This window comes from Halomonas sp. SCS19 (genome assembly GCF_040147015.1).
Lineage (GTDB): Bacteria > Pseudomonadota > Gammaproteobacteria > Pseudomonadales > Halomonadaceae > Halomonas > Halomonas litopenaei.
Window position 1 is genome coordinate 2,532,977 of record NZ_JAMSHN010000001.1, and the last position, 15,534, is coordinate 2,548,510.

Here is a 15,534-nt window from a genome sequence, read left to right on the forward strand (position 1 = left end):
AGCGCCGAACCGAACAGGAACCGCAACGATGAAGACCCGCTCAGAAGATCTGGAACTGCTGCTGGCGGTGGTCGATAGCGGCGGCTTCAGCGCCGCGGCGTCGCGTCTGGACGTCCCGGTGGCGCGGGTCTCCCGGGCGGTGCAGCGCCTGGAACAGCGCCTCGAGGTGCCGCTGTTGAACCGCACCACGCGAAGCGTCGCCCTGACCGATGAAGGCTGTCGCTTTATCGAGCAGGTGCGCGTCGGGCTCGAGCGCTTGATCGCCGCCGAAGAGTCGCTGGCACTGGGGCGCGGCGAGCCCAGCGGACGCCTGCGAGTGGACGCTGCCAGCCCCTTCGTGCTGCACCAGCTGGTACCTCTGGTGGGAGAATTCCGTCGTCGCTATCCCGGTATCGAGCTGGAGCTCTCCGCCAGCGACGGCATCATCAATCTGCTTGAGCAGCGTGCCGACGTGGCCATTCGCATCGGTGCCCTGGCGGACTCCACCCTGCACGCCCGGTTGCTGGGGCGCTCGCGGCTGTACCTGGTGGCGAGCCCCGCCTATCTCGAGCGGGCCGGACGGCCAGCCTCGGTGGCGGAGCTGGCCGATCATCAGCTGATCGGCTTTCTCGCCCCGACGGCACTTAATCGCTGGCCGGTGGAGGGCCTGGACGAGGAGATCACGCCCACGCTTGCGACCTCCAGTGGCGAGGTGATGCGAAACCTGTGCCTGGCCGGGGAGGGCATCGCCTGCCATTCGAACTTCATGGTGGGCGATGATATCGCCAGCGGACGCCTCGAGGTCATCCTGCCTGACGCCATGCGCCACGGCGGGCCCCGGGAACTGGTGCAGGCGGTGTACTACCGCAATACCGCCCTGTCGGCCCGCATTCAGGCGTTTCTTGATGTCATCCAGCCCAGACTGCGGCTGTAACGGGCGGTCCTTGCCACCGGGTTAGCCCAGCGGGTTCTTGCGTCGGGCCATTTCCCAGCGCTATTGCCAAGGGCTATTGCTAAGGGCTATGGCGTCGCTTCTGCCTGCACTTCGGCAAACCGACGCTGAAAGCGCTGAACAAACTCCTCGGCCAGCCGCGACAGCGGCTGGTCCCGGGGTGTCAGTAGGTAGAAGGTGTCGGTCAGGGGCTCTTGCAGCGGTAGCGCAATGCTGTCGCTGCCGCCCATGGCGCGGGCGTTGAGGGCGTCGACGATGGCGATGCCGGCGCCCTGGCCAACCAGACGGGTTGCCTGCAGCGCCAGCGACACCTCCAGCCGCGAGCGCGGCACGATGCCTTGCTCGGCCAGGGTGCGCTCCAGCGTCTGGCGACTGGGGTCTCCCGGTTCATAGTGGATCAGCGTCTGGCCATCGAGGTCCTCAAGGGCGATGCTCTCGCGCCCTGCCAGCGGGTGATCCCGGGGCAGCAGGCAGACGCTATCGAGGGTGAAGGCTGACGCACCGAGGCGCTCATCCTGGCCTCCCAGCAGGGAAAAACCGATCTCCGAGCGCTGGGTGACCACGTCTTCCACCACCTGCTCGGAGCGGTAGGTGGACAACCGCAGGTGCTGGTCTGGGTGATCCTTGGCCATCCCGGCGATGACGTCCGGGACAAAGGTCAGGCCGAGCAGCGGCATGGCGCTGATGCCGAGCCCGCCAAGCTCGCGCTGGCGAATCCGCCTGGCGCTGTCTCTGAGGTGCTCGAGTCCCTGCCACAGGCGCTGCTGCTCGCGATAGAACAGGCGCGCCTCCGGCGTCGGTACCAGACGTCCCTTGATCCGCGAGAACAGCGCAAAGCCGAGGTCGTGTTCGAGCTGCTTCAACAGCCGAGTGACGCCTGGCTGGGCGATGCGCATGCGGCTGGCGGCGGCGGTGACGCTGCCGCTGTCCATGGTGTGTTGAAAGGCCTGCAACTGGCGGTCACTGAGCCGGGGGCTGTCCATCGCTGTCCTCCATCGAAACCTCCACTGAACCCACCCATCAGCCCTGCATCCAGCCCTGCATCGAAAGGAGCCATAACATCAGGGCATGGGTTTGCCATTGATTGGTATTGGATCGTATGGGATGTGGCTTCTATCGTCGAGTCATCGGCAATCGACGGCTAGGGGTCCAAGGCTTCCATGGCACACGAGGTAATGATCATCGGCGGTGGTGTGGTCGGCATGGCGGTGGCCTACGGGCTTGCGCGCCGTGGCCGTCGCGTCTGCGTTCTCGATGAGCACGATACCGCCCTCAAGGCTTCCCGGGGCAACGCGGGCCTGGTCTGGGTCCAGGGCAAGGGCGCCGGTATGCCCGCCTATGCGGCGATGTCGTTGGCCTCGAGTCGAGCCTGGCCGAGATTCGCCGGCGAGCTTGGCGAGCGCACCGGGGTGGATCTGGAGTTCGAGCAGCCCGGAGGCGTCGATCTGTGTCTTGACGACGACGAGGTGCGTAAGCGTTGCGCCGAGTACCAGGCACTATACGACGCGCCCTGGGCCCGTGAGGCCGGCGTGCGCTGGGAGTACCTGGAGGGCGCGCGGCTTGAGCGACTGCTGCCGGGCCTTGGCGGCGACGTCCCGGGGGGCATCTGGACACCCCACGACGGCCACTGCAATCCGCTGTTTCTGCTGCGCGCACTCTACAGCGCCTGCCAGGCGCTTGGCGTGGACGTACGGCCTCATCATCCGGTCGCCTCGATCGACCCCGGCGAGGCGGGCTTTGTTGCCCACACCGCCCGTGGCGCCGTGCGTGCCGAACGGCTGGTACTGGCCTGCGGACTGGGGGCGGCGCGGCTGGCACCGCCGCTGGGTCTCTGCGGTCGGGTCACGCCGGTGCGTGGCCAGGTGCTGGTCAGCGAGCGGCTGCCCGCCGCCGGCCGCCTGCCGACACCGCAGATTCGCCAGACGGCGAGCGGCGGCTACCTGATCGGCGACGGGCTCGAGCACGTCGGCCACGACACCCGGGTCACCCTCGAAACCCTGCACGCCCTGGCGCGGCGGGCGGTGACCATCTATCCCGATCTGGCGTCGGCGCGGCTGGTGCGCAGCTGGGCGGCGCTGAGGATCATGACGCCGGACGGTTGCCCCGTCTACGAGGCTTCGCAGCGCTATCCCGGGGCCTACAACCTGAGCTGTCACAGCGGCATCACCCTGGCCGCCTTTCACGCCGATGAGCTGGCCGCAGCGCTGGACGATGATCGGCTCACCGAGCGCTATCCGCTCTTCTCGGGAGGACGCTTCGATGTTCAAGCGGCATAAAAGGGCCACGGCCACACCCGAGGTCACCATCACCATCGACGGCGCACCATACCAGGTGCCCTCGACGCTTAGCGTGGCGGCCGCGGTGCTGATGCACCAGGGCGCCGCCGGCTATCGCCGCCACGTCGCCAGTGGCCATCGCGCACCGCTGTGCATGATGGGGGTGTGCCACGACTGCCTGATCACCATCGACGGTGCCCCCAATCGACAGGGCTGTCTGGTCACGGTGGAGCAGGGCATGCGGGTACGCCGCCAGCTCGACGAAGAGACAGCGACGGCTTCCCGGTGGGACACCGCCAACCATGCCAGTGGTGACGAGCAGAGGGGGCGCGAAGATGCAGACCTGTGAGCCGAGGGAGACCGTCGGCACCGACGGCAGCAAGGACCGCGCCCGAGTGGTGGTACTCGGCGCCGGCCCTGCCGGCATGGCGGCGGCCCTGAGACTGGCCGAGGCCGGCCTGCGCTCGCTGGTACTGGATCAGGCCAGGGCGCCGGGCGGGCAGATCTATCGCGATCTCGACCAGCCCCAGCTCGACGCCGCAGTCATGGGCAAGGACTACCATCGCGGTCGGTCCCTGGTCGGCGCCTTCCTGGACGCCGCCAGACGGGGGGAGATCGACTATCGCCCAGGCACGCGGGTGTGGTGGATCGAGGCGCTGGACGACGCCCTGGACGACGCCCATCGCCTGGGCGTGCGGGGGCACGATGGCATCAGCCGGGAACTGGTTGCGGAGCGTCTGATCATCGCCACCGGCGCCATGGAGCGGGGCTGGCCCTTCCCCGGCTGGCAGCTACCTGGGGTGATGCAGGCCGGCGCCGCCCAGATCCTGATGAAGCAGGGCGCGCTGCTGACCGAGGGGCCGCCGGTGCTGGCGGGCAACGGGCCACTGCTGTACCTGCTGGCCTGGCAGTACCTCAACGCCGGCTGCCCGCCCCGGATGATCCTCGATACGGCGCCGAACCTGGGACTGGCGCGGACCCTGCGTCACCCGCTCAGGGCCTGGCGGGCTCGCGGCTACCTCGCCAAGGGCGCGCGCATGCTGGCGGCGTTGAGGCGCGCTGGGGTGCCGATCGTGCGTGGCGTCCAGTCGCTGGCTGCCGAGGGTGACCAGCGCTTGACCGGGGTGCGCTATCGCCGGCGTGGCGACAGCGACGAGCACAAGCTCAAGACCGATTGGCTGTTGACCCATATGGGGGTGGTGCCCGAGCCGCAGCTCCCCCAAGGGCTGGGCATCGAGCACCGTTGGCAGGAGGCGCAGCAGGCGTTCGTGCCCGATCGTCGCGACGACCTGTCGGTGCGCCCGGGGGTGTGGCTGGCCGGTGACGGCGGTGGCATCGGCGGCGCTGTGAATGCCGAGCGCGAAGGGCGACTGGCGGCGCTGGCCGTGCTGGACGACCTGATGGCTGACCCGCTGGACACGACAGCCGATGCAAAAGGCGCCGCGGCGCCGATACCAGACGCCGATAACCGCCGGGCGGTCGCCAGGGAAAGCGCCGCGCTGAGGCGTCGACGCCGCCAGGATCTGTCCGGTCGACGTCTGCTGGATGCACTGTTCACCCCACCGGCGGACTGGGTCGAGCGACAGCCCGGCGAGACCCTGATCTGTCGCTGCGAAGGGGTGAGCCGGGCCCAGCTCAAGGCGGCGCTGGAAGCGGGGCCTGCCGGGCCCAACCAGCTCAAGGCCTTCACCCGCTGTGGCATGGGCCCCTGCCAGGGACGGCTATGCGGCACCAATGTGTCACGGTTGATGGCCCGCGAGCAGGGCCGCGACATGGACGAGGTCGGCTACTACCGCATTCGCCCACCGTTGACCTCCATCACGCTGGGCGAGCTGGCACTGGCGCCCTCCGATCACCTGACCACACAATCACAATAGAGCGAGAAATGACCATGAAAGTTAACGCTTCTCTGTCTGCCTCCCTTGGCCTGGCGATGGCCCTTGCCGGCGCCGGCGCCGCTGTTGCCACCACCGCCCAGGCCGACGATCGCCCGCTGCGCATCGGTGTCGACGTGCCCTATCCGCCGTACCAGGAAAAGCTGCCCGACGGCAGCCTGACCGGCTTCGAGGTCGAGCTGGTCGAGGCCGCCTGCGAGCGCATGCAGCGCCAGTGCGAGTGGGTCGAGCAGGGCTGGGACGGCATCATCCCGGGGCTGCTGGCGCGCAAGTACGATCTGATCGCCTCGGCCATGAACATCACCGACGAACGCGCGAAACAGGTGCTGTTCTCCGATCCCTACTATCAGGTGCCCTCGGTGTGGGTCGGCCAGGCCGACGCGGAGATCGATCCCGAAGGGGACCTGTCGGAGATGACTATCGGTGTGCAGCAGGGCACCATCCAGGACGAGTACGTGACCACCTACCACGGCGAGGCGGACATTCGTCGCTACTCGGACTCCGGCGGCGTGGTCAACGACATGTTCACCGGTCGGCTGGACCTGGTCTTTACCGCCTTCCCGTTGGCCCAGGAGCGGCTGTTCAGCGATGAGCGTTTTGCGCGCAAGGGCGAGCTGGTGACCGGCCCCGAGTCGATCTACGGGCCCGGCGTCGGCGCCGCCTTCCGCCAGCGCGATCGCGAACTGGCCATCGCGTTCAGCGAGGCCATCCAGGGGCTCAAGGACGACGGCGACTACCAGGCGCTGTGGGCACGCTACTTCGAGAAATAGCACCGGCGGAGTCGACCTCCCGCGGGGGGAAGACGAGAGGCGTGACAGCTATGCGACGAGCCCACCATGCGACGAGCCCACCATGCGACGAGCCCTCCATCGGAGGGCTCGTTGGTGTCGGGGGTTCGGCCATTTACGCCGTCGGCGGCACGGTGCAATAGGCGGCTAGGCGCTGTCCGAAAAGTCGACGAGCGAAGGTTAGACAAGGCAAAAATCGGTGAGAAAGCGCAGTTTACGTGGTGTAAATGAGCATTTTGATCCGATTTTTAACGCCGTATTACCGAGCGCAGGCACTTTTCAGACAAGCCCTAGGGCGTCACAGGTAGCGCCGCGTAGGCCACCATCTCGACCAGCATCTCTTCCCGGGCGAAGCCGGAGACGATCACCGCCGCGCGGTTGGGGTAGGGCTCGCTGACGTACTCGGCGTAGACCCGGTTGACCGTAGCCAGGTCCTCGCGTCGGGTCACGTAGATCAATACCTGGGTCAGCGATTCAACGCCGCCACCGGCGCAGGCGAGGGTGTGCACCAGATTGTCCAGCGTCTGGCGGGTCTGGGCCTCGATGCCGCCGTCGACCACCTCGCCGCTCTTGTCGATGGGGATCTGGGCGGTGAACAGGATGCCGTTGCCGACGCTGGCCCAGGACAGTGGGGCGCGGGAGGCGAACAGCTCGGTCTTGACCGGGTGAACCATGGGGTATCCTCGAACGTTGGAAGTCGGGGGTAGTAGGGCAAAGAGAGTGCCAAGGGGTGAGGGTTGTGTGTCAGTCGTTGTCGTGGGTGCCGGCGCCGGCGCCGCTGCGTGAGGCCTCGGTAGATTCCACCAGCAGCCGGGTGGCCAGCGCCTTGAGCTGCGCCCACAGGCCGTCGTCGACCTCGATGCCTTGCTGCATGGCACGCTCGCGGCAAGCCAGCAGGTCGGACTCCTGGTGACGGGCCAGCAGGTCGAGCTGATACTCGGAGCGCAGCGACGGCAGCAGGTCCACGTGGTTGGCCATGATCAGCGTCACCCCGTCGTTGGGTTCGTTTTCCTCGGGCACCTCGTGCACCGCGTAGACGCGGATCTCCGGCACCGAACTTCCCGCACGAAAGCCCACCACCTGCTCGATCAGCGGGGTGGCTGCCGCCTGCTCTGCGCCAGCGGTCCGGGCCTCACCGTCAGGCGCCTGGGCATTGCGCCAGAAGGCGGTGACGTTCATCCCGCGCCCGGCCAGCCGCGCCAGGTAGCCCATGATCAACTGGCGGTTGTGGCAGTGGCGGATCTTGATCACCGCAAGGCCTCGCGCCCGGGCCTTGGCAAAGCCCAGCTCCAGTGCCAGGGTCGAGCTCTTGAGCACGCTGGCGCCGTGGCTGTCGAGCACCGCCAGGTCGCCGTCCGAGTAGACGAGTTCCGGGGGGCGCTCGCCCTGATCCGCGAGCAGAAAGTCGAGGCCTCGTCCCAGCGCCGCCAGTCCACCGAGCTCGTAGAGCTGCATCCAGGCCACCATGTCGGCGGCGTCGCTGGCGTCTCCGTCCTCGAAGCCCATGGCCTGGAAGGCTTTGCGGCAGAGTCCCTGGAGTTCGTTGTAAGACACCTTCATGAGTTGGCTCCGGCGTGCTGGCGGGGTTGGGCATCGGCTTCCTTGAGCGTGCCGGCGGCGTCCTGGTCGGGCTCCAGCGGGAAGCTCCAGTCGTCGAAGTCGATCAGGTCGCTGGGCTCGGCGTTGAGTTCTTCGACCAATGGCGCGCCCTGGAACAGGGTGATGCGCACCCAGCGATCGGACTTGGGATCGAAGCGACTGGCGCCGAAGAACGACAGCTTGGTGCGAAGCAGGTGCATCGGCTTCATCTCGCGGGCCCACAGGTTGGCGCGGATCTCGCCGAAGGGCGTCTCGGCCATGCTCTGGATGCGCCGGATGATGTCCTTGTGACGCGGGTGGTGAATCAGGAACTCCACCACCAGGGCGCGCGGATGGGCGCTGAGGAAGTCGTCGATGACCCCATGGGTATCGGCCACCCGAGGCGCGATGGCGAGCTTCAGTTCACGGTCGGCGCCGGGTTCGACGTCGCGCACGCCCAGGCGCGGCTCCTCCTTCTCGACCGATCGATACCAGAACCAGTAGCGCTCCTCGGGGTCGCCGAAGTCATGACGCAGGGCCCAATCGTAGTGGGTCTCGATCAACTGCTTGAGTCTGACCAGCGGCATGTCCGGGGTCAGCTCCAGGCCCTCCTCGACCCCCATCTGGTCCTCGAAGGGATCGACGATCTCCGGGTAGAGCTCAAGCAGCAGGGTGTGGATCAGCTCCTGGGCTTCCAGGCTCAGGGTCTGGCGGCTCCAGTCGATCAACTCCTGCCACAGCTCCTCGGCCAGTGGTACCTGCTCGAGCCAGGCGCGCACCGCCGGCAGGGCGCTGGCGGTCTCGCGGTTGCGCGCGCTCTGCTCGCTATCCTCGGTCACGGTCTGGGCCAGGTGGCGCTCGGCCCGGGCGACAAGCGCCACCAGGCGCTGTCGCTCCGGTTCACCAGGGACCTGACCACTGACCTGGGCCAGCGCCTTCTCGCGGCTCTCGACCCAGCGCTGGATCAGCTGCGGGTGGTTGATCAGAAAGGGCGCCATGCCCAGTCCGGTGGAATTGCCGATGCCCAGATAGCGGCGCAGCGGCGCTGCCATGGCGACGGCGCTGCCCGGCGCCCGGGCACGGGCCATATGCTCGATCTGCTCGATGGAGAAGTGGCGCAGCAGGTAGACCGCCAGCATCTGGGCCGAGAAGGGACGCTGAAAGTCCGGGTTGTGCTTGAGCCGATCGAAGTCGGCGATGCCGAACTTGCCGTTTCCGTAGACCGCGGTGGTGCGATACAGATAGCCGACCCGGGTCAGCCAGGCCGGGTCGGGCTGGCGCCCGGCGCACAGCGCGTCGAGAAAGGCGGCGAAGTTTCTGAGGCTGCGGTTGGCCCGGGACAGCACCAGCAGACGTGGATGCTGGCGCCCGGCCTCCTGCAGCGGCACATTGGCGGCCATCTGTTCGAGCAGCGAGTCGTCCACGTCGCCTTCGACCACGCCGAAGGTGACGTCCCAGGCCTCGGCGATGACCCGGTCGGAGCGGGCGGCGTCATCCAATGGCTGGGAAAAGATCACCCCGTGGTAACGGGCCTGGGGCGTCTGCAGACGATAGATGGCGACACCGTGGCCCTCGGCGTCGAGCTCGAAGCGGGTGGTGCTGATCTGCCAGCGCTGGCGCGCCATCTGGCGCACCAGGCTACGCACGAAACTCAGCCGGCTGGCGTGCAGGCTGCCCAGGCGATCGAGTTGCATCACCTCGTCGGGCGCGCGCAGACGCAGGCGCTGCTCGACGTCGGAAAGGCGGCTGGCGAGGTCTTCGCGTCTCATCTCAGGCCTCCCCTGTAGCGCTGGCTTTGTGGCTGGTGATGCCCTGGGCGCGGGCCATGGCGAGGGCGGCCTGGGGGCCGGTCCACAGCGACGGCAGCAGCACCAGCGACACCGGGATGGCGGTCAGCACGATGAACTGCTGCAGGGCGCTGATCTGCCCCGCGCCCATGTACAGGAGGATAGCCGCCATCAGCGCCATGGCGATGCCCCAGAAGGCGCGAACCAGCGGGCTCGGCTCGTCGTGACCGGCACCCACCACGGCGATGGCGTAGCTCATGGAGTCACCGGTGGTGGCGACGAAGATGGTGGTCAGCACCAGGATCGCCACCGCCATGACGGTACCGCCGGGCAGCGCCTGGGCCACGGTCAGCGTAGCCACGTCGAACTGGAAGTTGTTGAGCGCCTCGGTCAGGTCGATGGCTCCGGTCATCTGGTAGAAGATGCCGGAACCGCCCAGCAGGGTGAACCAGATGGCCGTGGCCACCGGTGCCAGCACCGCCACGGTGAGTACCATCTGGCGAATGGTGCGGCCCCTGGAGATGCGCGCGACGAAGATCGCCATCAGCGGGCCATAGCCGATGAACCAGGCGAAGAAGAACACCGTCCACCACTGCATCCACCAGTCCGGCGCGCTCTGGGCGGTCATCGTCGACATCGCGAAGAACGACGTCAGGTACTCGCCGAAGCCCTGGGTGAAGGCGTTGACCATGAACAGCGTCGGCCCGAACAGGAAGATCACCGCGGCGATGGCGAGCGCCAGGAAGACGTTGAAGCGCGACAGGATCTGGATGCCCTTGTCGATGCCGGTAACCGCCGAGGTGACGTAGACCGCGCCGAGGCCGATCAGGATGATCAACTGGGTCATGTAGGTGTTGGCCACGCCGAACAGCTCATGCAGACCGAAGCTGACCTGGGTGGCAAGAAAGCCGATGGGGCCGACGGTACCGGCCACCACCGCGATCACGCAGAGGGCGTCGACCACGCCGCCCAGCGGGCCCTTCATCATCCGTTCGCCGAGTACCGGATAGAGCAGGGTGCGCGGCTGCAAAGGCTGGCCCTTGTCATAGTGGGCGTGGGACAGCACCACCGCGGTCAGGCTGCCGAGCACCGCCCAGGCCAGAAAGCCCCAGTGCATGAACGACTGGGCCAGGGCCGGGGCGATGGCGGAGTCGCTGCCGGCCTCGATGGCCGCGCTGCCGGCAAAGGCCGGCGGCGTGACCACGAAGTGGTAGATCGGCTCGCCGGCGGCGAAGAACACCCCGCCCCCTGCCAGCAGGGTGCACATGATGATCGACACCCACTTGAAGGTGGACAGCTCCGGCGTGCGGGTGTTGCCAATGCGTGCACTCGCCGCCGGGGTGGCGATCAGCCCCATGGCGATAAAGAAGGTCAACAAAAGCAGGATCTGGAAGTAGCTGCCGAGCGCCTTGGCGGTCCAGGCGAAGCCCGTGCCAATGGCCCCCGCGACGCCGTCGATGTCGTACAGCGACAGGCCGACGAACAGCAGGATGAAACCGATGCTGAGACAGAGCACGACGGGGTCGCCCAGGCGATACTGGCCGGCGGGCAAGTCCGCGGTCGCTGGCGCCGAGCGATCGGCGGGTGACGAGGTGCCGGTGGTGGAGGTGGTCATGGCATGAACCTCTGGCGTGCGGCACCGTCGGGGCGGTGCCTGTTATGGTGATTGATGGCCGCAGGCATTCGGTTGTTGTTGAAATCTGGGATGCCGGCGGGTCGGTGGCTGACGGATGGCTGGTCCAGGGTTGGTCGAGGGCTGGTCGGTGGCTGGTCGGGGGCTGCTCCGACGGTCGCCTCAGGCGACCTTGGCGATACCCTGAGGCGTGGCGGCGCGCTCCAGCAGTGCCACCCAGTTGCGGCCCATGATGCCGGCCACTTCGTCCTCGTTCATGCCGACGTCGCGCAGGCCCTGTATCAGGTTGGGGAAGTCGCGGCTGTCCTTGAGCCAGGCCAGTGGCCGCGGCCAGCCGGCGTTGGAGGCGCTGCCCTCGCCGTAGTCCATGTCCTTGGACCAGCGGCCGTTGCGCATCCAGTCGAGCACCGAGGTGGGCTGGTTCTGACACAGGTCGGTGCCGATGCCCAGGTGTTCGACCCCCATCAGGTCGGCGGTGCGGGCGATCATCTCGCAGTACTCGGCAAGGGTGCAGTCCGGGCCGTTGCGCAGGTGGAAGGGGTAGGCCGAGAAGCCCAGCAGGCCGTTGCACTCGGCGATGGCCCTGAGTACCCGATCGGACTTGTTGCGCTTGGCCGGGTGGAAGCTCTCGGGGTTGGCGTGGGAGATGATCACCGGACGGCTCGACAGCTCGATGGCCTCGAGGGTCGAGCGCTCAGCGCTGTGGGACATGTCGATGACCATGCCGACCCGGTTCATCTCGCGGATCACCTGGCGCCCGAAGCGGGTGATGCCGCTGTCTTCTGCCTCGTAGCAGCCGCAGGCCAGCAGGCTCTGGTTGTTGTAGGTGAGCTGCATGATCAGGAGGCCGAGATCGCGCATCACCTCGACCATGTCGATGTCGTCCTCGATGGGCGAGCAGTTCTGGGCGCCGAGAAAGACCCCGATGCGCCCGCTGGCCTGGGCCCTGGCGATATCGCCTGGCCCGCGTACCGGCATGATCAGGTCCGCATGGGCCTCGAAGCGGCGGTTCCACTCGCCCAGGCGCGACAGCGTCTCGCGGGTGGTCTCGTGGTAGACCAGGGTGGCGTGGACGGCGTCCAGGCCGCCTTCGCGCATCTGCTCGAAGATCTCCCGCGACCAGTTGGAGTACTGCAGGCCGTCGACGGTCAGCATTTCTCGGGACATGACGTCTCTCCTCAGGCCTTGACGTAGCAGGTCTTGACCACGGTGTAGAACTCGCGGGCGTAGCGGCCCTGCTCGCGGGGGCCGAAGCTCGATGCCTTGCGGCCGCCGAAGGGCACGTGGTAGTCGGTGCCGGCGGTGGGCAGGTTGACCATCACGCAGCCGGTCTCGGCGCGGGCCTTGAACTCGCTGGCAAGCTTCAGCGAGTCGGTGATGATGCCGGCGGTCAGGCCGAAGTGGGTGTCGTTGAGCACCTCGATGGCCTCGTTGGCGTCGGCGACCTTGATCACGCAGGCGATCGGGCCGAACACCTCCTCGCGATTGATGGCCATGTCGTTGGTGGTATCCACCAGAAGCGCCGGCGCCATGAAGTAGCCGTCGCTTGCCGCGCTGACGCGCTCGCCGCCGAACACCAGGCGGGCGCCGTCGGCCTGGGCGCGTTCGACCCATGCCAGGTTGGAGGCAAGCTGGCGGGCGTCGGCCGCCGGGCCGATGTGCACGCCGTCTTCCAGGGCGGGGCCGACACGCACCTGCTTCAGGCGCTCGATCAGCCGCTCGACGAAGGCGTCGTGGACCTTTTCTGTGACGATCAAGCGCGACGAGGCGGTGCACTTCTGGCCGGTGCCGGAGTAGGCGCCGTTGAAGGCGGCCTCCACGGCGAGGTCGAGATCGGCGTCGTCGGCCACGATCAGCGCATTCTTCGAGCCCATCTCGAGCTGGCACTTGACCAGGTTGGCGGCGGTGGCGCCGGCCACCCGGCGACCGACCTCAAGCGACCCGGTAAAGGTCAGGGCGTTGATCTCGGGACTCGAGATCAGGGCGTCGCCGACGCTCGAGCCCGGCCCCATGATCAGGTTGAAGGTGCCGGCGGGCAGCGCCTGGCGGCTGAGGATCTCGGTCAGCGCCCAGGCGCTGGCGGGGACCAGGTTGGCCGGCTTGAACACCACGGCGTTGCCGAAGGCCAGCGCCGGGGCGATCTTCCACACCGCGGTGGCCATGGGAAAGTTCCAGGGGCTGATGACGCCGACCACCCCCACCGGCTCGCGGCGCACCTCCACTTCCACGCCGGGACGCACCGACTCGGCGCGCTCGTCGATCTGGCGCAGCACCTCGGCGGCGTAGTAGTGGAAGAACTGGGCGGAGCGGTGGACCTCGCCGACGGCCTCGACCAGGGTCTTGCCCTCTTCACGGGCCAGCAGCTCGCCGAGCTCGGCCTTGCGCGCCATCAGTTCGTCGCCCACCGCCATCAGCACGCCGTAGCGCTGCTCCAGGCCGCTCTTGGCCCATTCGCGGCCACCCCGGCGGGCGGCGGCGATGGCGTCCTTGACCTGCTCGGTCGAGGCCTGGGCGTAGACGCCGATCAGGTCGCTGGTATCCGACGGGCTGCGGTTCTCGATCTGGTCGACGCCGTCGATCCACTGGCCGTCGATATAGAGTGCGTAGGCTGACTGCTGAGACATGATGACCTCCTGTGACGAATGCGACACAGCCTAGGAGAGCCATCAAAATAAAGATAATCAATAATAACGAGCATATGATAAGTAAAGCTTACCGCCTGCCTGTGTGACGGCCCGTGTGAGGAAATGCCATGCTCCCCGACCTCAAGATCCAACCGCTGCGCTACGTGTTGGCGATCGTCGACCATGGCGGCTTTCACGCCGCAGCGCGCCAGCTTCACCGCAGCCAGCCGGCGGTGTCGATGGCGGTGCGCGAGCTGGAAGTGCGGCTTGGCGAGGCGCTGTTCGAGAAGGGTGCCCAGGCCAGCCTCACCCCCTTCGGCGCGTACTGCGTGCCGCGCTTTCGTGAGTTGATCCTCCAGCATGATCGCCTGAGCCGCGACCTGCTCGCCCAGGTCGAGCGCCAGGCGGGGCATCTGGACATGGCGGCGGTACCGTCGGTGGCCAGCCGCCTGATGCCGAGCTTGCTGTCGGAGTTCGTCGAGCGTTATCCGGGCATCCGCGTGGCGCTGCACGATGGCAACGCCGACTTCGTGCGCGAGCAGGTGCTGGGAGGTGAGGTGGATATCGGGCTTTCAAGCCTGTGGCAGCCTGACGACGCCCTGGCGTTCACCCCTTTGCTGCGCGACAAGGTAGGGGTGGTGTGTCGTGATGACCATCCCTTCGCTGATCGTGCGAGCCTGCACTGGCGCGAGCTTGCCGGCGAGACCCTGATCGGCAACGGCACCTCGCGGCTGCTCGAGGGCACCGAGGCCGAGGCGCTGCTGGCAAGTCCCACCTTCTTCATCTCCAACATGATCTCGCTGACCGCCAGCCTGGTGGCGGGGCTCGGCATCACCACCCTGCCGCGACTGGCGTTTGCCGAGGAGTACGAGCGGCTGAGGTTCGTTCCGCTGGAGTGCCCGGTGGTGGAGCGCCAGGTGGGCCTGGTGCGCCTGGCCGGTCGCAGCCTGTCGCCGGCCGCCGCTGCCATGGCGGCCTTTATCGTCGAGCGCCTGGAGGAGGGGCAGGGGCAGGATGGCCATGCGCCGAGCAGCCAATAGCCGTTCAGCCAATAGCCGATAACGCCAGGCGGGCTCGCCGTCCGTCAGCCGTTGCGGTCGAGTTCGCCGGCGTCCATGCCGTTGCGTCGCCGGACCTCGAGCAGCAGGGCGCTGTGGTCGAGGTCAGCACCACCTGCGTTGACCAGATCGCCGAACAGGCGGTCGGTCAACTCAAGCAGCGGCAAGTCGAGGCCGAGTTCCCGGGCGACGTCGCAGGCGGCGCGAGTGTCCTTCAGCTGATGCCTGGCCGGTCCGCCGGGTGCGAAGTCGCCGTCCAGCATGCGTTGGCCATGCTGGTCGAGAATCCGCGAGTAGGCGAAGCCCCCCAGCATGGCCTGGCGCACCTTGGCGGGGTCGGCGCCGCCGGCTTCGGCCAGCACCAGGGCTTCCGACACCGCCGCGATGGTGCTGGCCACCGTCAACTGATTGACCAGCTTGGCCAGGGCGCCGCTGCCTGCCGAGCCAATATGCAGGGGATGGCCCATGGCCTCGAGAATGGGCTTTGCCCTGTCGTAATCGACGGCGTCTGCTCCGGCCATGATCGAAAGAGATCCTTCGCGCGCGCCCTTTTCGCCGCCGGAGACCGGGGCGTCCACCCAGCCAAGGCCAAGCTCGCGACAGCGTTCGGCCAAGGCGATTGCTTCACTGTGGCCAATGGTCGACATCACGATGAGCAGGGTACCGGGAGACAACTGACGGGCGATGCCGTCGTCGCCGAACAGCAGCGTCTCGCATACCGCGCCCGAACTTACCATCATCACCACCGCCTGGGCGTTTGCCGCTGCCTCGATGGGTGTCTCGGCCAGAGTGGCGCCAAGTTCGCCCAGCGGGGCTGCCTTGTCGATGCTGCGATTCCAGGCACGCAGGGGGAAGCCTGCACGGATCAGATGACGGCCCATGGGCAGGCCCATGATACCGGTGCCCAGCAGGGCGATGGTGGCAGGAGAGGTCATACGGGCGGCTCGTTGTAGATTAGAAAGTA

Annotated in this window: 14 protein-coding genes; 6 read left to right on the forward strand and 8 right to left on the reverse strand. The window is 67.5% G+C overall.

Translation table 11 applies throughout. The features are described from left to right. Nucleotides 1-28 precede the first annotated feature (28 nt). Nucleotides 29-913 carry a LysR family transcriptional regulator gene (locus NFH97_RS11110; protein ID WP_287165679.1) on the forward strand — a complete coding sequence of 295 codons (885 nt, stop codon included), beginning with the start codon at nucleotides 29-31 and terminating at the stop codon, nucleotides 911-913. A gap of 86 nt (nucleotides 914-999) precedes the next feature. Here NFH97_RS11110 and NFH97_RS11115 read toward each other — a convergent pair whose 3' ends face one another. Next, complete coding sequence (locus tag NFH97_RS11115; protein WP_287165678.1) at nucleotides 1,000-1,914, reverse strand: LysR substrate-binding domain-containing protein; 915 nt, start codon at nucleotides 1,912-1,914, stop codon at nucleotides 1,000-1,002. A gap of 177 nt (nucleotides 1,915-2,091) precedes the next feature. Between NFH97_RS11115 and NFH97_RS11120 the strand changes: the two genes are divergently transcribed. The 4 genes from NFH97_RS11120 to NFH97_RS11135 are packed head-to-tail and all read left to right on the forward strand — an operon-like array spanning nucleotide 2,092 to nucleotide 5,872. Next, nucleotides 2,092-3,207, forward strand: a complete 1,116-nt coding sequence (locus NFH97_RS11120; protein ID WP_349624809.1) for an NAD(P)/FAD-dependent oxidoreductase — start codon at nucleotides 2,092-2,094, stop codon at nucleotides 3,205-3,207. Next, complete coding sequence (locus tag NFH97_RS11125; RefSeq protein ID WP_287165676.1) at nucleotides 3,191-3,556, forward strand: (2Fe-2S)-binding protein; 366 nt, start codon at nucleotides 3,191-3,193, stop codon at nucleotides 3,554-3,556. Before NFH97_RS11120 ends, NFH97_RS11125 begins: the two co-directional genes overlap by 17 nt. Beyond that, entirely contained in the window at nucleotides 3,543-5,084 is a 1,542-nt protein-coding gene (locus NFH97_RS11130; protein WP_348827169.1) for an FAD-dependent oxidoreductase, read from the forward strand. Before NFH97_RS11125 ends, NFH97_RS11130 begins: the two co-directional genes overlap by 14 nt. A gap of 14 nt (nucleotides 5,085-5,098) precedes the next feature. Further along, complete coding sequence (locus tag NFH97_RS11135) at nucleotides 5,099-5,872, forward strand: transporter substrate-binding domain-containing protein (protein ID WP_287165674.1); 774 nt, start codon at nucleotides 5,099-5,101, stop codon at nucleotides 5,870-5,872. Nucleotides 5,873-6,180: 308 nt separating this feature from the next. Here the strand turns inward: NFH97_RS11135 and NFH97_RS11140 are convergent, their stop codons facing one another. The 6 genes from NFH97_RS11140 to NFH97_RS11165 all read right to left on the reverse strand — a co-directional run bounded on the left by NFH97_RS11140 (nucleotide 6,181) and on the right by NFH97_RS11165 (nucleotide 13,512). Beyond that, nucleotides 6,181-6,564, reverse strand: coding sequence for a RidA family protein (locus tag NFH97_RS11140; RefSeq protein ID WP_108449213.1), 384 nt, complete (start codon nucleotides 6,562-6,564; stop codon nucleotides 6,181-6,183). A 70-nt stretch (nucleotides 6,565-6,634) separates the two neighbouring features. Then, nucleotides 6,635-7,450, reverse strand: coding sequence for a DUF3726 domain-containing protein (locus NFH97_RS11145; protein WP_045993663.1), 816 nt, complete (start codon nucleotides 7,448-7,450; stop codon nucleotides 6,635-6,637). Further along, complete coding sequence (locus NFH97_RS11150; RefSeq protein WP_045993662.1) at nucleotides 7,447-9,237, reverse strand: hypothetical protein; 1,791 nt, start codon at nucleotides 9,235-9,237, stop codon at nucleotides 7,447-7,449. Before NFH97_RS11150 ends, NFH97_RS11145 begins: the two co-directional genes overlap by 4 nt. Before the next feature lies 1 nt (nucleotide 9,238). After that, nucleotides 9,239-10,870, reverse strand: coding sequence for a BCCT family transporter (locus NFH97_RS11155; RefSeq protein WP_349624810.1), 1,632 nt, complete (start codon nucleotides 10,868-10,870; stop codon nucleotides 9,239-9,241). A gap of 180 nt (nucleotides 10,871-11,050) precedes the next feature. Next, nucleotides 11,051-12,055, reverse strand: a complete 1,005-nt coding sequence (locus NFH97_RS11160; RefSeq protein ID WP_349624811.1) for a dipeptidase — start codon at nucleotides 12,053-12,055, stop codon at nucleotides 11,051-11,053. Between the two features lie 11 nt (nucleotides 12,056-12,066). After that, nucleotides 12,067-13,512, reverse strand: a complete 1,446-nt coding sequence (locus NFH97_RS11165; protein WP_349624812.1) for an aldehyde dehydrogenase family protein — start codon at nucleotides 13,510-13,512, stop codon at nucleotides 12,067-12,069. 128 nt (nucleotides 13,513-13,640) lie between these two features. On the opposite strand from NFH97_RS11165, the gene NFH97_RS11170 reads away from it, so the two are divergent. Next, nucleotides 13,641-14,552, forward strand: a complete 912-nt coding sequence (locus NFH97_RS11170) for a LysR family transcriptional regulator (protein ID WP_349624813.1) — start codon at nucleotides 13,641-13,643, stop codon at nucleotides 14,550-14,552. Nucleotides 14,553-14,596: 44 nt separating this feature from the next. Here NFH97_RS11170 and NFH97_RS11175 read toward each other — a convergent pair whose 3' ends face one another. Next, nucleotides 14,597-15,505 carry an NAD(P)-dependent oxidoreductase gene (locus tag NFH97_RS11175; RefSeq protein ID WP_349623014.1) on the reverse strand — a complete coding sequence of 303 codons (909 nt, stop codon included), beginning with the start codon at nucleotides 15,503-15,505 and terminating at the stop codon, nucleotides 14,597-14,599. Nucleotides 15,506-15,534: the final 29 nt, after the last annotated feature.